An 18,939-nucleotide genomic window follows, 5' to 3' on the forward strand; every position below is an offset into this window, starting at 1 on the left:
TGATAGGTCTCCGCTAACACAGATGGATACGGCTTTTTCAATCAAGAGTCAATGAATTAAAAGATCCCATTTTTGGGTTATTAGGAATCCTCCAGAATAGTATTCAAAGGTGGCATTTGCCTTTTCAAACTTTATGATTTGGCTAGATTTTCGGATGACCTTGATTTTACTGGGAACGTTGATGAAAATTTTATTTACAATGCAAAGAGATTTTTTCCCGCAATGGCTATGACCATCTTCATCATAAGCCCATAAGTTAATACCTCGTAAATGAAGTACACCGCCTCTCCGCCGAAACCATAACTAATAAGATCACTCAAAATGGGTATATAAACATAGAAACTATTCTGACTCCCACTTTTCTTACAAGCCCTGCCACTTATGCATAATTAGTACTACTATTTACAGATAATTACGCTCACACAAACAAAATCACGCAATATAATATTAAGATTTTAATACCTTCAAAATTTTATCTTTAGTTTCTTTTATATTAATCCTGGAAATGTAGGATTTTAATATCTTTTTGTTTGCATTTTCTCTTAAATAATTGAATATGTCATCAGGAATCTTTTCATTATAATAAATGAAATCTATTAAGGTTTTTTCCATGTCTGATACAGGAATATAAAAATCAAAGTATTTAACATATCCATATCCAAAAAACATTTCCCTAGAAATTTTCCTTACGATGTAATTTCTACCATCAAACTGCATTAATCCTGTCCTGACATGCAATGGTGTAATGATTACGGGATTTGTTTCCTGTTCCCAGAGTTTTAACAATGATAATGCATTTTCAAGGCCATAATAAAACGGATAATATGAATAACCTGTTATCATAATATCATCGTGCATACTGTAATAGTTATATCTTATCTTCTTAATTTTATTTGATTTAGATAAATTATATAAAAATATCTTATAATAGTTTTTATTTGCCCCTTTATGGGATAAAAATCTATTAACATCATTCGCAGAAAATATGTATTTATCATTAAATCTTTGGAAAAATTCCATTACATATTTCATTATATCACTCCCTTAAATTTACATATTGTCGGATGTATTCAACTATTTTATTATATGACGGAGGCAGACCCAGATACACTATAGTTTTTAATACATCTTCATCTACGGGTTTTTCTAGGTGATTCAAAAAATTGGATAAATCTGATTTGATTAATTCCTGATCTTTAACATGTTTGATCAGTATATAAATATCATACAAATCTCTTATAAATCTTCTATTTTTATATGCTGCTATTTTTTCTATAATAAGATTTTCTGGGGATAGGCTTAGAACATTTAGGGTATTCCCGTCAATAAGTTCATACTCAATTTCAACAGGATTTTCTGGATAACATTTATGATTTATCTCTATTTTTACATTTGTATTATTTTCGGAAATATTTGAAAATAGTATATTTCCGGTATCCTTTAATTTAAGTAATTTCAATTCATGTGATTTTAATGCGTCTCTAAAATAATTTAAATGTTTGGGAAAAACTGTTGAATATAAATCAATATCTTCCGAGAATCTATAACCAGAGTAACATCTCCAGATAGATGTTCCTCCATGAATTACTAATGAATTATCTGTATTATAGAGTAATAATATTAATTCGTCTTGTAATTTGGCAGTTTCTATTTGATCTCTTTTTTTTAATTGCTTAATAATGGGAAGCTTCATAACCTAATATACCAGAGTTATATAAAAATATAACTTTAGTTCGATTGATTTTAAAAGTTTCAATAAACTGTTCTATAATAATGTATTTGTTAACTATCTTGTAAAAGAGATATCTAGAGTTATGATTAACAAATTATCGAAATGTATCTATTAGTCCATGAACCCAAATATTGTTCCTTAAGGATAATTAATTTCTTTCCTTTCCTTTCCTTTCTCATTATTGAACTTTAGACGCATCACTGGCATAAATAAAATACCTGGTAAAAATTGAATTTGTCTATTTCATTAAACTTTTATCATCATGCAGAGGACGGGATTTGAACCCGCGAACTCCTTCGAGACTAGACCCTTAATCTAGCGCCTTTGTCCTAACTCGGTAACCTCTGCCCTTGGGTATTATTTTTAGATATATTAACTTTAATTATATTATCCACAAAAAAGCCAAAAACCTTATACTTTATTAAATAAAACACAATCATATTCCAAATGATCAGCAGGGATACATTAGTTATATCCAATCCAGGAACTGGAAAAACCACCAGAATTTCAAGTGAGGTTGTTAATCTCATAAGTGAGGGAATAAGGCCAGAAAAAATATTATGCATCACTTTCACAAATAATGCAGTGGCACAGCTTCAGGAAAGCATAGACAAAAAACTTAGAGATGCTGGAAACAAAAATATAACTGCATATGATGTGAACATTTATACATTCCATGCACTTGCATATCAGGAAATCTTTTCATCTAAGCCCACCGGGGATATAGTATCATACAACCTGGCAAGATATCTAATATACAAAAAACTCAGAGACCTCAGGGCATTTAATTATAGCAGGGACTATGTTATAGGCGACATAGTACCGAAACTTGAAAATGCAATAAGATATATCAAAAGTTTCGGGATAAGCCCAGCAGACATTGAAGAATATAAGAACAAAATCATGGAATCCTTAAGGAATAAATACAATTCGGGAATAGTCAAAAATATCAGTCTTGATGAGGAGGAATATCTGTTTGATTACTTTTACCAGGCATTCAAATATTATGAGGAAAATAAAAATAGTCCCGATTTCAATGATTTATTGTTTGAATTCCATAAAATGAAAGACAAAAATATATATGATTATGTATTTGTTGATGAACTTCAGGATGTCAACGACATAGAATCCAGAATTGCTATGTCTACTGGAAATGTAAAATTTTTAGTGGGAGACAGGAAGCAATCCATATTCGGATTCCAGGGAGGGGCACTGTCAGTTTTTAACTCACTGATTGGAAACAGTGAAATATTAAAGGAGGACATGAAAACCAATTACAGGAGCACGGATACAATTCTACAGTACGCAAAGCAATATTATCTTAAATTCGAAAATGATGTACCGGAACTGGAAAATTTTAGGGGAATCAAGGACAGGGGCAGTAAGGTAAAGGTCATTGAATCTGGCTCTCCAGAAGAATCTGTCATGGGGATTATTAACAGCATCCCAGAATCAGATGGGAATATAGGCATAATAGCAAGAACCAATGCACAGATAGACGAAATATCTGCAATGCTGGACAGGTATAATATTAGCTATTCCAGTGATTCAAACGTACACAGTGTGAACGAGGCAAAGAAGGATATAACAGCATTTCTTAAGGGCATCCTTTATGATATACCTGACGATGTAATAAGTGCCATCGTAACACCTTTCTCAGGCATATCCCTGAAGGAAGCATTCAGTATGGCTGAATCAATAAGAAATGAAGAAAGCACAATAGACTCATTTGATAGGGGAAATCCATTTTTTTCATTGAAGAGTAAAAACCTTTCAAGGGAGAGTATAATGAAACTGTTTGATGAAAGGATACTCCCTATTGCATCCTCCATAAGCAAGGAATATTTTCTCACAGCTGCCACGGTAAAGTCTTCCATAGGGGAATTTTTTGATGCGGAACATGAATATACAAGAGAGAATTTTTTCGACTTCCTTGACCTTTCATATTCCGAAAACTCTGGGAAATCGGGTGACTCCAGAATAATCCTCACCACTGTGCACAAGGCTAAGGGATGTGAGTTTGACAATGTCGTATATCTGCCTAGAAAACCAAGAAAATCAGACACGTACATAGATATTATTATATCATCCATAATAGAGGAGGTAAAGAAAATAAATGTGGATGATGAACTGAGAAATGAGAGCATAAGAATTGATTTTGTAGCCTTCACAAGGGCGAAAAAGAACCTTTGGGTATGCACAACGCACAGAGAGGCGGGGAACTACCAGATACCGGAATATTCTGAGGTTTCTACAGATGAAACTTTTTCTGAGAGGCCGGAAATTCCTGAGACTAAAAAATATGATGAGGCTTATTTCCAGTTTGTTTCCGGTGACTATAATGGCGCAATGAATACCCTTTCAACCAAGGAAAAATGGCTCAGGGACATAGTCTATGAATTTTTCAGGAACAAGAATGTCCTTTCCTTCTCGCTGGTAAGCCTTGACAACCCCTTCTGGCTGTTGAAAAACAATATACTGAAACTCAATGAAAAAACGGATGCACTGTATTACGGTCTCAATGCCCATGAACTTGCCGAATCGCTCTATAAGGATGAGATAAAAAGGGAAATACTCATGGACAGGGATAAAAAAATACTTTCAAACATAGAATCGGTGGTGAACCAGATAAAGACAGGTTTCAATATGGAACAGATCGAGGCGGAGGTCTCAGCCATAGCCAGGGTTAACCAGATGTTTACAGAGTTTTCCAGTGAACCGGATGAAATTATGTTTTATGGCAAGATTGATGCTGTGTTCAGCGACGGCAAAAAGTATGTGATACTTGATTACAAAACAGACAAAACCACTGAAAAGGCATCACATCACAGGGTACAGCTACTGGCATACAAGATTCTTTACTCCATAAAAAACAATATAAATTCTGACAACATAGACACAGCAATAGGATATATAAGTATAAGGGGAAAAATAAACACTCATGAGAATACCACAGGAATAATATACAAAAAACCGGATAAGTATTCTGAAACAACGTTGAAAAAGTACATATGGAGATTTCTGGATTATAAGCACAATCCCGAAAAGTTCATTGAAGACTATCTGAATTATCCCTGCGAGGACACATTATACGAAAGACTGGCTGAATTACTCAAATAATTTATAATATTTATTACATTTTTATCCTTTCAGGATGAGCATATACATTGAAGCTATTTCGCCTAACAAATGAAACAAGCGCCATATTGAATTCAACCGCAAGCTCTATGGCCAGGGAGGATGGAGCAGAAACTGAGCTTACAATCGGAATTCCGTACATTGCAGCTTTTTGCACTATCTCAAAACCTGCCCTACCACTGACCTGCAAAACTGCCTCAGGACTTCTTGCTATTCCCTTGAGAAGCATTTTTCCTATTGCCTTGTCGACTGCATTGTGCCTGCCGATGTCCTCGCCCATGGACAGTATATTTCCTGAATAATCCATTATTGCTGCAGCATGCACACCCCCCGTGTTCTGGAATATGGACTGCTTTGCCCTCATGATCTCAGGTAATTTCAATAGTTGTCTGCAATCAATTGGATTGCCGTGGCCTATAAGATGCCCTGCCTTGAGGTAAATATCGTTTATATTGGTTTTCCCACAGACACCACAGCTGGAATTCACATAGAAATTCCGGTTCCCAATCAATTGCCTATCAAATGATTTTACAGATATGGTCACAATGTTATTTTTTTCGGATATTCCTGCACTTTCAGAATATTTTATGCCTTCAATATCCTCAGGCTTTACTATGCCCTCTGTAAACAGGAATCCCACTGCAAGGGCAAAATCATCCACAGGTGTCCGCATAATCACTGATACATTATATGTTTCATTACCATCATATAATATTATTTCCACTGGTTCTTCCAAGGTCACATTATCGTATATTTTCCCCATTGTGCCAGATTGAAAATGGGTTATATGTCGTTTTATGTAGCCGTTCATTTCTTCTCTGACATTCCTGCTAGAATTTTCAGCAATATTGATATGGGTTCTGCAACATCGCTCCTATGCATCATCCCGACAAGACCCATAAGTCCACTGGCACTGGGTTTTCCGGCATTGTTTATTGAATCGCCGAGCCGTGTCATAAGGTTTACCATCATATCGGGATCAAGCTTGGAAAGCAGATCAAAGACACTCATTATATTTGTCAGTGATTTCTTTGTGGAATCGGAATTGAACTGTTCCGAAAATGTGTCTATTATATATTTGTAATTCGCTGATATTGCATTTAAAAGAGACAGAAAGCCTGAATCGTTCAGGTTTTTTATTGTTTTCAACAGGTTGTTGAAGCCTTCCTGAAACTCTTCAGCTATAACCGGGCTATCCTTTTCTTTTCCATTTTCAATAAATTCTATAGGCTTCGACATTTTAATCATCCGTTAATTTTGAGTAATCATCTCTCTTCCATTTCTCGCTAACCATTATGCCTATCTGTGGATGTGGATTTCCATACCTTGAGTTGTTTTTGGGCAGAGGAGTTCCACCATTTTCCTTTAGTTTTTTAATTTTCACAGGCAGTTCCTTGTAAGCCGGTGTATCTGTATCCGGATCCATTGTATAGGAAGTGAGAAGGTTTACAGTTGAAGCGTCAGAAGCCGCATTCATGGGCATGTAAAGCTCATTTCCGCTGACTCTTTCCGTTATCAGTGCCCTGACCTTTATGCTCCCCCATTTTGATGTGATGCGCACGAAATCTCCGGTTTTTATGCCATATTCTCCGGCAAGTTTTTCCGACATTTCAAGGAACGTGTCTGGAACCTTTTCCTTTATGCCCTCGGTCTTGAAAGTTTCGTTGCCTTCATGGAAATGCTCCAGCATCCTTCCGTTGTTCAGGTGCAGTGGATATTCCTCTGAAACTTTCAGTGGTGGCCTGTATGACAGAGGATAAAGCCTTGCTTTCCCATCAGGGAAATTGAACCTGTCCGCATAAAGGTATTCTGACCCCTGACCATTCTCATTCATGGGCCACTGAAGACTCCTAAAACCCTCTAATCTTTCATAGGACACACCATGGAATATGGGTGAAAGTAAAACTGCCTCGTCCATTATCTCCGAGGGATGCCTGTAGTTCCAGTTATATCCAAGCGCCCTGGCAATGTTCTGTATGATTTCCCAGTCAGGTTTTGTTTCTCCGTATGGTTCCATAACCTGGTAAAGCCTCTGAATCCGCCGCTCCGTATTGACAAATGTGCCCTCCTTCTCAAGGCTTACAGTGGAGGGCAATACAACATCAGCGTATTTGGCCGTTTCAGAGAAAAATACATCCTGTACTATGAGAAAATCCAGTTTTTCTAAAGAGCGACGGATCATATTTGAATCTGGGCCAGTCGATGCAATCTCCTGCCCGATCACATACATGGCCTTAATTTTATTATTGTCAATGTTTTCAATGCATGACACATTGTCTATTCCGGGTTTTGTTGGTAATTTTGTATTCCATGCCTTCTCGAATTTTTTTACGGCTTCCTTATCATTTATGGACTGGTATCCGGGCAAATATGTGGGCATGGAACCGAAATCACTTGCCCCCTGTACATTGTTATGGCCCCTAAGTGGATATGCGCCGGTTCCTGGCCTGCCATAGTTTCCTGTGACAAGAAGCAGATTTGATATTGCTGTGGACTCGTCTGCTCCTGCTGAATGCTGGGTTATACCCATCGCCCACAATATACACATATTTTTTACGCTGTGAATCATCTCTGCAGTTTCTATTATCTGTTTCTCTGGAACTCCAGTAATTTTTGACGTATTTTCTAGTGTGAATGTATTCAGGCTTTTATAGTACTCATCAAAATTGTTCACTCTTTCATCGATGAATTTTTTGTCATGCCACCCTTTGTCAATGATATACTTTGTGATCGAAGATAGTAACACTATATCCGTTCCAGGAGCAGGATGTATGTAAATGTCGGCCCTCTCAGCCATCTCATTTTTTCTCAAATCGGATACTATGAGCTTCTGGTGGTTTAGCTTGTGCGCCCTCTTCACCCTTGTTGCAAGAACCGGATGTGATTCTGCAGTGTTTGCTCCAACTATCATCACAAGTTCAGATTTGTATATATCCTCTATGGATCCTGCATCTCCACCGTATCCAACTGTTCTCCATAGACCGGTTGTTGCCGGTGCCTGGCAGAATCTGGATGAGTTATCAACATTGTCGCTGTGGAATATCTGCCTTGCCATTTTCTGGACAAGGTAGGATTCTTCATTGGTGCCCTTTGACGATGCAATGAACATAATAGATTCGTTTCCGTATTTCTCTGATATTTTTTTTAGTCCATTTGCGGCAAAATCAATTGCCTCATCCCATGATACCTGGACAAATTTTCCGTTTTTTCTAATTAGCGGGTATTTCAACCTTTCATCGCTGTTGACAAAACCCCAGCCGAATTTTCCCTTAATGCATGTTGATATGCCATTGGCAGGCGATTCAACCTCAGGCTGGACCTTAAGTATCTTTCTGCCCTTTGTCCACATGGTAAAGGAACAGCCCACACCACAGTATGTACATACAGTTTTTGTCTTCTTTATCTGTTCCTCCCTCATCTTTGCCTCAATATTGCTTATCTTCATTATAAGACCATTGCCAACAGGTTTTTCAAGATCTTTTCCAAATTCTATAAGATTATATTTTGCCTTCTTTGTGAGTGATGTAAAATAACCTGCCTCCCCCAGCATAGAATTCTCCATGAGTGCATTGACAGGGCACACTGTGACACAATGCCCGCATGAAACGCAGGACGAATCATTTATAGCCTTGTTATCATCCCACACAACCCTGGGCCTTTCTAATGACCAGTCAATATGAAGTGTTTCATTGACCTCCACATCCTGGCATGCCTCAACGCATCTTCCACACAGTATGCACTGGTCGGGGTCGTATCGGTAAAATGGATTTGAATAATCAGCTTCGTATCCCTTTCCGGAAAAAGGGTACTTCTGCCTGGTGACCTGAAGTGTGTCCACTGCACTGTGGAGTGCACAGTCACCGTTGTTGTTTTCACATACAGTGCAGTAAAGGTCATGGTTGTGTAGTATTCTGTTTACTGCTTCCGTTTCCTTAGTTTTTACATCCTCTTCATTGAAAATAATTTTCATATTATTTTCTATCCTGGTGGAACATGCACGGACATATTTGCCATCTGCCTTGACTATGCACGTATCGCATGATTCTATTGCACCGAGAGCAGGATTATAGCATACATGGGGTATATCAATGCCATTTTCCATCATTGCCTGCAATATTGTTTTATCTTTATCGACATCGAATAGCGTTCCGTCAATGAGAATTTTACTTGGATTCATGCATAAAATACAAAATGTAAGTATATAGATATAATGTAGTTTTGTAGGCAACAATAATATTATATCGTCTCATAGAGTGATTAATTATGATACCTGCAGCTTTGCCACCGCTGGCAGTTGGTTTCTTCGGCCTGGGAATTGGCTATTTTGTCTTTGGTGGTTCCGTTTTTTTTAAATTTCCAAAAGAAAGCAACGAAAACATAAACCACGCAATGGGACTATGGGGAATATTCATGCCAGGATTTATGCAATTTCTAGCAGGAACATATATATTCCTGGGACTTACAATATTTCCTGCATTTAGATCTACCCCTATTTTGTACATGGCAGGACTTGCATTCACCTCTTATGGTGTACACTGGTTTGCACTTGGATACAACAAATACAAGAATGCTGATACAACAGTAGATGGATATATGGCAGTTGGATTTCTGTGGATTTCCATAATTGGTGCGGTGGTCTTTGGTTTTGCGCATGACATACCAGTAATGATATTATTCATCCTCCTTGCAGTCGTCTACATAAACGATATTCCGGCAAGCCTTTTCCATTCTCCCGCATGGGCAAGGGGAAAAGCATTTTTCCAACTCGTAACTGGAACATGGCTAATGTACCTTACATTTGCAGCAACACTTAATTTTGCACTGGGATTCCATCTGTTCCTTTAAAAATATTTTATATAACTTTAATATAAGGAAACATGAAAATTTTTTCTTTTTTTGGATCTTCCTCTTCTGGCAAGACCACGATTATATCGAACATCATTTCTCAACTCTCTGGAAGCATGACAATAGGCTATGTCAAGAATATACCCCATGACAACATATCACTGGACACAGAACATAAGGATACGTGGCAGATGGAAAATTCCGGGGCATACAGGATATACGGTCTTGCTCCAGGCAGGACATACAGCATGTTAAGGAGAAAAACAGATATTGATGACATAATAACAAATGATAATGATGTGGATATTTACCTCATAGAGGGATTCAGGGATTATTCAAAATCTACAGGGTTTCTTGTTCTGGGAAATGAAGACTATTTAACGATTCACCATGATTATATAATAAAGGCAAACAATAAAACTTATACTGGAGAGTGTATAAAATATCCGGAGGAGTTTAGCAAAATCATTGGTATATTAATGGATGCATAGTTTTTCCCTTGCTTCCATGAGGTCTTCAACGGTATTTACGCTTTTCAGCTTTCCTGACAGACCTACAATGCATTTCATATCTGATTTCCTAATGAAGTTGCTTATGCTTTCTCCTCCAGCCCTACGGTATTCCTTCAATGGCTCATATATATCCATAGAATATATGGCAAAGAGAGGCTGGCAAAAACCCTCTGAATCATATGCTATGCTGTGTTTTTCATATCCATTGACAATTTTGCCTGTGATATCTCTGTCTATATATGGCATATCACCACCCACAGCAAGAAATTCATGATATTTTCCAATGCAATATAGGATTGAGTCTATGAGTATGCCATCAGTCCTGTCAAAGTCTGTTACCGCATATCTGGATTTCAGTGAATAGTCCCTGGTGAAAAGAATGATATTTTCAAAATATCCTGATTCAACAAGTATTCTGGCTATACGGTCAACCATGGTTTCCCCGCACAGTTCCATACTGTGTTTGTTTTTGAGCCTTCTGCTCTCCTTGGCAAATAATATTGCAATCATTGTGAACCTGCTATTGATTTAAACGAATTCTCAAGATCAGAAAATTTCATGCTTTTTTTGTTTATGTAAATCCTGAAAATTATTTTTCCCATTTCAATAAATTTCAGAGAATACATATCTGCATATTGTTTATAGGTGATTCCTGCATCGCATCTTCCATTTTTTACATAATCGCATATTATTTCGGGGTGATCAAGATATGTGATGTCTTTACCCTTTGAAATCTCCAAAGATTCTTCATAGAGTCCAGAGCCACGGTAAGAAATTGCCATGGTGCGGTAATTTTCCTTTGAGTATGCAATGCCATATGGCACTTTTATGCATATTGATGAATCATATGAAGTTGATTCCGGAATTTCCTCATAGTTCCAGACATAGGCATCTGCATCTCCATTTTCCATGGAACGCTGGATTTCATTATACCCTCCTTCAACAAAGGTAGAAATGGAAGAAATATAATGTGGAAGTTTCTCCATTGCAGGAAGATACTGCCCAAAAATCAATATGGATGGTATGCTGGGAGTAAATAGCCTTACCTTAATATTTGAACCCTGTCCATGAATGATGTCCTGGAATCTATAATGGAATATCCTGTTGCTTTGCTTATTCTGGATATTGAACCTGAATTCCCTAAAACCTGGTATGCCATATAGCCATTGCCATTTCTCACAAGCTTTATCAGCAGAAGGTCTGTATTTCCCTCGTGAAGTTCAAAACGCCCGCCAGTTATTGCATCAACTACCACTTCCGAAAATTCAAAACCTGTTTTCCTGAACAGATTGGGTATTAGAAGTGAATGAAGAATCATCATAGATGAAACAGGAAATCCAGGCAGTCCAAAAACTATTTTTTCCCCTGACATGGCAAAAATTGCAGGTTTTCCGGGTTTCACTCTTATACCATGGAAAATGATTCCGGGTCTTTTTTCCCCAAGTAATTTATATACCATATCATGGTCTCCTGCAGATGTGCTTCCTATGGTAATGGTAACATCGTTCTCATCTATTGATTTGTCAATGGCATTCCTTATTTTGGTGAGATCATCAACAATTATGCCATAATCTTTCACATTAAAGGCAGGATACTTTAAGAGTTCAGCACTGATTGAAAGGCTGTTTGAATCGTATATTTTTCCCTCCTGGTATGGATCACCTGGATACAACAGTTCGTTTCCCGTCGAAATAATGCCTATCCTAATTTTTCTTATCACATTTATTGTACCTATTCCCGTGGATGCAAGTACTGCTATATTTCTTGAATCAACCATTGAATGTGCGTTAAGAATCTTTTCTCCCCTTATCACATCTATCCCGGCATTGGAAAGTTCATTGAAGCGGTTTACTGAACTGAAAAAGAGTATTTCATTGCCATCCGCCTTCGTATCCTCGAATGGTACCATTGCATCTGCCCCTACAGGTATTACACCGCCAGTGGGGACCTTTATGCATTTTCCGTGTCCGGGGAAGTTCACAGCCTTCTCACCTATGTTTGTTTCCCCGGCAAGTTCCAGCCTTACAGGCAGATCATAGGATGCACCAGTGATGTCAGATGCAAGGATGGCGTATCCGTCCACCTGAGACCTTGAGAACAGAGGGAGGTTATTCCTGCTGTATACATCCTCAGCAGAGATTCTGCCAGATGCTTCAGAAAGCCTTATTTCCTCATAGTCTTCCAGAACTTTCATATTTTTTCTGATTATGTCATCCGCATCATGAAATTTTATCAGATTATGAAATATCAATCCCATTTTATATCACCCATAATATAAATAGTGGCCGTTGAACCCTGTGGCAGCCCTTCCATATCCTCATCAATTTTGATTATTGAGTTCCCCCTTATCATGGCGGAAATCATGCCCGAAACCGTTGTTTTTACTGGAACTGAATGCAATTCACCATTTTTTCCAGATGTCTCTGCAATCTGGAATGTGGTAACGCCCACCCTGTTGTGTATGCTCTCATCCATTATTGAAACCGTTTTATGAATGTATCCTATTCCATATATATTCTTTATATACTGGTTAACAAAAACCATGGAGGATATCAGAGCAGCGACAGGAAGCCCGGAAACAGACAGCACAGGTCTATCCTTTATGTTGAACAAAGCTATTGTGCGACCGGGTTTTATGGATACGCCTGAAAAGATGATTTTGCCCTGACTTGAAAGTGCCTCTGTGGTCATGTCCCTCCGTCCAAGGCTGCTTCCTCCCGTGATTATGATAATATGGCATTTTTCTATTATGGATTTAACCTGTGCAATTATGGAGGGCATGTCATCATCGACTATTCCTCCGTCAATGGTTTCAGTATATCCAGTTTCATAAAATGTTCTTAAAAGCATTCCCGTTGAGTTTTCTATCTGTCCGTTCACAAGCTCTTTTCCGGTGTTTATAATACCTATTGATATTTTCTTATATACGTTTACACTTTGAATTCCCGTGGCTTTCATGGCTGCAATATTCTGCGGGTATATGATGCTGTTTTTGTTTACTATTATGTCGCCATTTTTTATATCCTCTCCGGTATAAGAAACATTTTTTCCATGGCTTACAGGAGAATAAACATAGACATATTTTCCAATGGTTTCACCATTTTCAGCCCTTGCAACGGCATCGGCACCGTTTGGCATAATAGACCCTGTATATACTTCCATGCATTCACCGCTGGATATAACGTTTCCAGGGGGATCACCTGCGGCTGTGTATCCTTTCAATATGAGTTTTGCAGGGTTGGAGGATGATGCGTTTATTGTGTCCTTTGATAATACTGCATATCCGTCCATTGCAGACTTGTCATGGCATGGTATGTTTTTTACTGATAAAACATTATCAGATGATATTTTTCCCAATGCCCTATCAATAGGAATTTTAACTGTACCGGGAAATTTCCATTTTTCAGTAGAAAATGATGAAATAGCATCCCTGTATGATAATAAACTGTCAAATCCCTTCATAGTGTGTTTTCCCATTGCATTCTGTATTGGTATCTATTGATTGTATTAATTTTTATTGAAAATTATTCAGCCGATATATTGATTCACATATCAATCTACGGGAAAGCTATTGAATTTACGATGTGGACGAATTTCTAGAAGAAATATTTAAATACTATTCTTAGAAAAGGTAATAAGAGGAATAGCAGAGGTATTTGAATAAGGCTTTAACTCCTATAAATACCTGTTAAACACCGGGGATTCAGGTCTGAGAGAGATGAAACCTCTACACTCAAAGGATTTAGTATAAGTCCCTATGCAAGTGCAAGTTCTGCCAGTGGAACAGGAAGTCTCCATGCTTTGACAGGAGGTGGCTCACTGCGAGAACATATAAAATCTGGAAAAATACTTTTTGGTGTCAGTAGGATTTCTCTATTCTATCAATTTTAACCATTTTCAGAGAGTTTAGTATCTTTTCCATTAAAAACAGGGCTTATGTATACCTATAAATGGGCCCGACCGGACACGTTCAGTATATTGAAATTATTCAATTTCGTTTCTGATGACAGCGAATAATCCGAAAGGGTTATAAAGAAAATTCTACTTTAAAACACATGAGATTTACCGTAGTCCTGGAAAAAGATGAGGATAACATATATGTGGCTACAGTTCCTGCTTTACCAGGATGCATATCAGATGGTCAAACAGTTGAGGAAGCCATGTCAAACATAAAGGAGGCAATCCAGGGGTATATAAATGACATGAAATCAGACAGAGAACCCATTCCTCGTGACATCGACATCATTGGAAACGTTGAACTGAATGCCTAGACTCCCCTCTATTTCTGGAATGGACGACCCAGTCAAGTTAGCTTAAAACTTATCACCATTTGGAAGAATACATATGAACTTAGATGATAAATACAAACGGGTCTTATTCGACACAATAGCTGAAATTTATGATTTGGTTAGACCTCAGTATCCCAGGTCGCTGATTGATGATTTAGAAGAGGCTAGCGATCTCCAAAGAAGAAGTAGAATTCTTGAAATTGGTTCTGGAACTGGACAGCTTACAAAGGGTTTGGCTGCGAGAGGGTTTAATATTGATTGCGTTGAGATTGGACCGAACCTTGCAGGAGTTGCAACAACCAGGCTTTCTGAATTTCCCAACATCAGGATCAAAATCGGTAACTTCGAGAAGATGAAATACAAAGCAAATTACTATGACCTTGCAGTTTTTGCCACTTCATATAAGTGGATCGATCCAAATGAACGCATTCCTAGAGTCACCCGTCTCCTACGTGAGAATGGTTATATAGCCATAATTGAGACCCATCATGTTAATGGTGGTACAGAGAATTTCTTCATAGATAGTCAAACTTGTTATAAACGCTATGACTCAAACACCCCAGATACTTTTCAACTTCCAGACCCAACTGGAGTTGTTGCACGAAAATACGAGGAAGAGATGAAAAAATACTTCAACACAGTAATTTCAAGGTTTTATGAGCAGGAAGTACAGTACTCAACTGCAGAGTACCAGAAGCTGTTGAGAACCTATTCCGATGTTCTGGCAATGGATGAAGAAAGTCGCAAAGCACTTCTGGATTGCATAGCTGAAATCATTGAATCGAAATATGCTGGATATGTCAAGAAGAGATATCTTTTTGAGTTATTTGTTGCTAAGCGAAAAACCTCTCCATGAGTCTGCGAATTTTTCATATTATTACTACAAATGCATCAACTTAGGATTGGTTATTCTTTTATGTTGTATAGCAACGTTGTTTGAAATTAGTCTAGTCTATCTTGAACACGTAACAGATTTTCGAGGGGAACCCAACCTTCCTCGTTCGACACCTTTTTGCACCATAACCATCCCTCAAGAATATGAAATCCAACAACAATTTCCCCTATTGCGACAGTTAATTCGATAGAATTATAGTTGGCAGTAACTACTGCGCTTGACGCATCACGATAGCCAAGTATACTTTCCGGCACCCAGCCACTGATACCTAACAGATTTGTGCACCAGAACCACGAGACCCATTTCGTATCCCGTCGGTTCACCATCACCCGTTCACCTGCACTCAATTTCAAAGGTTTATCGTAACTTCTGACATGCTCTTGGATCACGCGGTACCTTACGTCCATTTCCATCTTGTCCCTTGTTTGTTTTGTTAGTCAATATAGCCGTTTAGACGGCCATTAACCACATAAATATAAATGGGCCCGACCGGATTTGAACCGGTGACCACCGCCTTGTAAGGGCGGTATCATAACCACTAGACTACGAGCCCTTAGAGGATAAGTCAATAATAATATAATAATTTTTATCATTTATTGTTCCCATAATCCATAAAGCTTGCACGGTTTAAATATTAACATGGCATTATAGCAACATAATGGCAGGGAAGATAATGGTATCCGGCACAGTATATATTGATAACTCAAAGCTGGAAAATGCAGTTATATTCATCCATGTAAAGGGCTATGGCAGAGCCAGGATAACACATATAGACATAGAAGATCCAACATTTAAAAAGATAATACTTCCCCGGCACAGTGATTATCCTGAAATAGAGTGGAATTCCGAGATAGTGTCAATCCCAGTCAGAGGGCATGAACTTGTAATTATAAGCCAAACTTTGGGAAAACTGATTAAACTTAATGGAAACATATATGTGGGCGGCAAGGGAAAGGGAATATTTCTTGGACTTCATAAAGAACAGATAAAAAGTGTTGAGGAATATGCCGCAAAACTGGGTATTCCTCCACTAAAACATAAAAAAATTTAGAATATTCCTTTTTTGTATTTCTGGTTGACTTCTATTGCCTGTATGTCCCAGGTAGGCTTGAATGATTTAGCAGTCTCCATCAGATGGTCAAGCGTGTCAACGTTCCACTTGCATACAGCCTCATTTTCCTTCTCTCCCATGTAAAGTTCTTCTAGTTTCAGTCCTGCAGGCAATTTCTTTGATTTTGCCATATCCATAACCGTTGTTGTGAATTTCATTACTGCATCCTTCTGGTCATCTTTCCATTTATGCACCATTATTACTTCTGTCATAATTTTATATAGTCAAACAGACTATTTAACAGTTCCCTAAATAATATTTAAACTCTGTTAAATGCACCAAATCATTTAATTAAAAATCTTTATTTAGTATAGTTAATTATTAGTAGATTGCTTTGGTACTCAATTTGATTATAGCAGAGAAGATGGATGCAGGAAGGCGTATATCATACATTCTTTCCGATAAAACCTCTAAACAGAAAAGGGCTAAAAACATAAGTTACATAGAATTTGAAAGGAATAATGAACAGAATATTATGGTTTCATTGAGTGGACATATACTTGGCGCAGATTTCCCCGAGGAATTCAAGGACTGGGTAAAATCGGATCTTGACAAACTCATAGACTCAAATATAATTTATAAAGTAACCAATAGTAGGGCGCACTCAGCTTTAAAATCCTTTTCAGGCGTTGATAATATTATCATAGCAACCGATTACGACCGTGAGGGCGAACTCATTGGCGTTGAGGCATTACAATTCATAGAATCGGGATATACAAAGATAAGGCGTGCCAAATTCAGTGCACTCACATCCTCCGAGGTAAGAGAGGCATTTGACAATCTTCTTGATGTGAATTACGGACTTGCTGATTCTGCAAAGGCAAGAGAGGAAATAGATTTGCTCTGGGGGGCAGTACTCACAAGATTTTTTTCAGTGACAAGCAACAGGCTGTGGAAGGATTTCATATCAGTTGGAAGGGTGCAAACTCCCACACTTGCACTGATAGTCGACCGTGAGGAGGAGATAACAAATTTTGTACCTGAAAAATATTTCACAATTACAGTAACATTTAACAAGGGCATCGATTTCCTAGGAGTTTATGAAAACAATATAAAAGATGAAGAGGAGGCAAATAAAGTATTCAATGCAATAAACGGCCAAAACGGTATTGTAAAATCATATAACAAAGAGGTTAAGGATGTTTACAAGCCAGCACCATTCAGCACAACTGATTTCCTCCGTGAGGCATCTAGAATAGGGGTAACCCCATCAAGTGCCATGAAGATAGCAGAAAAACTCTACATGAGCGGTTTAATAAGCTACCCAAGAACTGACAATACCGTTTACCAGCGGTCCATACCATTAAAAAGCATAGCCCAGAAATTTCAGGGCACAGAGTTTGATAAGGAAGCAAAAATGGTGTTATCACAGGATAAAATTTATCCTTCGCGGGGAAAGATTGAAACAACAGACCATCCTCCAATATATCCTGTTTCATATCCAAAAAAAGCCCTTACAGGATCATACAAAAGCGTATATGAACTTATAGTGAGGAGATTTCTTGCTACACTTTACAAGAATGCAACCATTGAAAAATCAGGAGCTAATATTGATATAAAGGGCTATAATTTCAAATCTTCTGGGGAAAAAATACTTGACAACGGATGGTTTGACATATACAAATACAGGAAATTGCGTGAATCAAAACTTCCAGAGCTTATTGTAGGGGAAACGGTAAAGGGCAAAAAATGGGACATAGAGGAAAAATACACAGAGCCTCCGAAGAGATATGACGTTGCATCACTTTTAAAACTCATGGAATCACTGAACCTGGGCACAAAGAGCACAAGGCATGACATCATACAGAAACTTGCGGACAGGAATTTCGCCACGGGAAATCCACTGCGACCCACACCACTTGGAATTGGCTTCATAAAGTCAATAACCTCCATAGATTCGGATATTGCAAAGCCAGACATGACTGCCGAACTGGAAAAGGAAATGGACAAAATAGCGGAAAACAAAAAAAGTCTTGATGAGGTTGTTAATGAGTCAAGGTCAATGCTTCACAATGCATTGAAAAGCTTCAGGGGTAACAGGGATGAAATAAAGGAAACAATAACAACATATGCAAACAGGGGTGATACAATTGGCAAATGTCCCATTGACGGCGGAGACATATCATTGATAAAGTACCGTAATTTCTCTAAGATAAAATGTTCAAATGACAATTGCAAAATAAACTTCAATATAAATGCAACCGGGCTCATACAGATGATGGATAAGAAATGCGATGTGTGCTCTCTGCCTATAATTAAGATAATAAGGAAGGGACAGTCTCCGGAGTACAGGTGCATTGATCCCAACTGCGAGTACAACAAAAAGAAGCTTTCAGTGGGCAAATGCCCCTCTGACGGAGGAGATCTGATAATCAGGCAGTCAAGGTACGGGAAGCGTTTTCTTGGATGCTCAAATT

Annotated in this window: 19 protein-coding genes and 2 tRNA genes; 7 read left to right on the forward strand and 14 right to left on the reverse strand. The window is 38.0% G+C overall.

Features of this window, described 5'->3' with window-relative positions; all coding sequences use genetic code 11:
* Positions 1 to 194: 194 nt before the first annotated feature.
* The 4 genes from AMDU4_RS05545 to AMDU4_RS05560 all read right to left on the reverse strand — a co-directional run bounded on the left by AMDU4_RS05545 (position 195) and on the right by AMDU4_RS05560 (position 2,080).
* Positions 195 to 320, reverse strand: coding sequence for a hypothetical protein (locus tag AMDU4_RS05545; protein ID WP_290704294.1), 126 nt, complete (start codon positions 318 to 320; stop codon positions 195 to 197).
* A 127-nt stretch (positions 321 to 447) separates the two neighbouring features.
* On the reverse strand, positions 448 to 1,032 hold the full coding sequence (locus tag AMDU4_RS05550; RefSeq protein ID WP_021787000.1) for a transcriptional regulator: 585 nt from the start codon (positions 1,030 to 1,032) through the stop codon (positions 448 to 450).
* Between the two features lie 4 nt (positions 1,033 to 1,036).
* On the reverse strand, positions 1,037 to 1,693 hold the full coding sequence (locus AMDU4_RS05555; RefSeq protein WP_021787001.1) for a nucleotidyl transferase AbiEii/AbiGii toxin family protein: 657 nt from the start codon (positions 1,691 to 1,693) through the stop codon (positions 1,037 to 1,039).
* A gap of 302 nt (positions 1,694 to 1,995) precedes the next feature.
* Positions 1,996 to 2,080, reverse strand: a tRNA-Leu gene (locus AMDU4_RS05560).
* Positions 2,081 to 2,179: 99 nt separating this feature from the next.
* Here AMDU4_RS05560 and AMDU4_RS05565 point away from each other — a divergent pair.
* On the forward strand, positions 2,180 to 4,852 hold the full coding sequence (locus tag AMDU4_RS05565; protein ID WP_021787002.1) for a UvrD-helicase domain-containing protein: 2,673 nt from the start codon (positions 2,180 to 2,182) through the stop codon (positions 4,850 to 4,852).
* A 13-nt stretch (positions 4,853 to 4,865) separates the two neighbouring features.
* On the opposite strand, the gene fdhD is transcribed toward AMDU4_RS05565, so the two are convergent.
* Genes fdhD through fdhF form a run of 3 tightly spaced genes read right to left on the reverse strand, consistent with a single transcriptional unit; the run spans position 4,866 to position 9,047 of the window.
* Entirely contained in the window at positions 4,866 to 5,633 is a 768-nt protein-coding gene (gene fdhD, locus AMDU4_RS05570; protein ID WP_290704297.1) for a formate dehydrogenase accessory sulfurtransferase FdhD, read from the reverse strand.
* Positions 5,634 to 5,677: 44 nt separating this feature from the next.
* Positions 5,678 to 6,109, reverse strand: a complete 432-nt coding sequence (locus AMDU4_RS05575; RefSeq protein WP_021787004.1) for a DUF1641 domain-containing protein — start codon at positions 6,107 to 6,109, stop codon at positions 5,678 to 5,680.
* Position 6,110: 1 nt separating this feature from the next.
* Positions 6,111 to 9,047, reverse strand: coding sequence for a formate dehydrogenase subunit alpha (gene fdhF / locus AMDU4_RS05580; RefSeq protein ID WP_021787005.1), 2,937 nt, complete (start codon positions 9,045 to 9,047; stop codon positions 6,111 to 6,113).
* Positions 9,048 to 9,133: 86 nt separating this feature from the next.
* On the opposite strand from fdhF, the gene AMDU4_RS05585 reads away from it, so the two are divergent.
* Together AMDU4_RS05585 and AMDU4_RS05590 are read left to right on the forward strand one after the other, a co-directional pair.
* Entirely contained in the window at positions 9,134 to 9,715 is a 582-nt protein-coding gene (locus tag AMDU4_RS05585; protein ID WP_021787006.1) for a hypothetical protein, read from the forward strand.
* A 32-nt stretch (positions 9,716 to 9,747) separates the two neighbouring features.
* Complete coding sequence (locus tag AMDU4_RS05590; RefSeq protein WP_021787007.1) at positions 9,748 to 10,206, forward strand: molybdopterin-guanine dinucleotide biosynthesis protein B; 459 nt, start codon at positions 9,748 to 9,750, stop codon at positions 10,204 to 10,206.
* Here AMDU4_RS05590 and AMDU4_RS05595 read toward each other — a convergent pair.
* The 4 genes from AMDU4_RS05595 to AMDU4_RS05610 are packed head-to-tail and all read right to left on the reverse strand — an operon-like array spanning position 10,192 to position 13,704.
* Entirely contained in the window at positions 10,192 to 10,737 is a 546-nt protein-coding gene (locus AMDU4_RS05595) for a molybdenum cofactor guanylyltransferase (protein WP_021787008.1), read from the reverse strand. The genes AMDU4_RS05590 and AMDU4_RS05595 overlap by 15 nt on opposite strands.
* Positions 10,734 to 11,240 carry a hypothetical protein gene (locus AMDU4_RS05600; protein ID WP_290704300.1) on the reverse strand — a complete coding sequence of 169 codons (507 nt, stop codon included), beginning with the start codon at positions 11,238 to 11,240 and terminating at the stop codon, positions 10,734 to 10,736. Before AMDU4_RS05600 ends, AMDU4_RS05595 begins: the two co-directional genes overlap by 4 nt.
* A 29-nt stretch (positions 11,241 to 11,269) precedes the next feature.
* Positions 11,270 to 12,484 (reverse strand): molybdopterin molybdotransferase MoeA, encoded by a 1,215-nt coding sequence (locus AMDU4_RS05605; RefSeq protein WP_021787010.1) that lies wholly within the window; start codon positions 12,482 to 12,484, stop codon positions 11,270 to 11,272.
* Positions 12,475 to 13,704 carry a molybdopterin molybdotransferase MoeA gene (locus AMDU4_RS05610; RefSeq protein ID WP_021787011.1) on the reverse strand — a complete coding sequence of 410 codons (1,230 nt, stop codon included), beginning with the start codon at positions 13,702 to 13,704 and terminating at the stop codon, positions 12,475 to 12,477. Before AMDU4_RS05610 ends, AMDU4_RS05605 begins: the two co-directional genes overlap by 10 nt.
* Positions 13,705 to 14,282: 578 nt before the next feature.
* Here AMDU4_RS05610 and AMDU4_RS05615 point away from each other — a divergent pair.
* Positions 14,283 to 14,498 (forward strand): type II toxin-antitoxin system HicB family antitoxin, encoded by a 216-nt coding sequence (locus tag AMDU4_RS05615; RefSeq protein ID WP_021787012.1) that lies wholly within the window; start codon positions 14,283 to 14,285, stop codon positions 14,496 to 14,498.
* Positions 14,499 to 14,571: 73 nt separating this feature from the next.
* A complete protein-coding gene (locus AMDU4_RS05620) occupies positions 14,572 to 15,372 on the forward strand; it encodes a class I SAM-dependent methyltransferase (RefSeq protein ID WP_021787013.1) in 801 nt (266 codons plus the stop codon).
* 86 nt (positions 15,373 to 15,458) lie between these two features.
* Here the strand turns inward: AMDU4_RS05620 and AMDU4_RS14155 are convergent, their stop codons facing one another.
* Positions 15,459 to 15,824: an SH3 domain-containing protein gene (locus AMDU4_RS14155; RefSeq protein ID WP_394324941.1), complete on the reverse strand. Its 366-nt coding sequence runs from the start codon at positions 15,822 to 15,824 to the stop codon at positions 15,459 to 15,461.
* A gap of 67 nt (positions 15,825 to 15,891) precedes the next feature.
* Positions 15,892 to 15,964, reverse strand: a tRNA-Val gene (locus AMDU4_RS05625).
* Positions 15,965 to 16,069: 105 nt separating this feature from the next.
* Between AMDU4_RS05625 and AMDU4_RS05630 the strand changes: the two genes are divergently transcribed.
* Complete coding sequence (locus tag AMDU4_RS05630; RefSeq protein WP_021787015.1) at positions 16,070 to 16,462, forward strand: hypothetical protein; 393 nt, start codon at positions 16,070 to 16,072, stop codon at positions 16,460 to 16,462.
* Here the strand turns inward: AMDU4_RS05630 and AMDU4_RS05635 are convergent.
* Complete coding sequence (locus AMDU4_RS05635; protein ID WP_021787016.1) at positions 16,459 to 16,734, reverse strand: hypothetical protein; 276 nt, start codon at positions 16,732 to 16,734, stop codon at positions 16,459 to 16,461. The genes AMDU4_RS05630 and AMDU4_RS05635 overlap by 4 nt on opposite strands.
* Positions 16,735 to 16,856: 122 nt before the next feature.
* Here AMDU4_RS05635 and AMDU4_RS05640 point away from each other — a divergent pair.
* A partial coding sequence (locus AMDU4_RS05640; protein WP_290704303.1) for a DNA topoisomerase I occupies positions 16,857 to 18,939 on the forward strand: 2,083 nt, incomplete at its 3' end.

The organism is Ferroplasma sp. Type II (assembly GCF_000496155.1).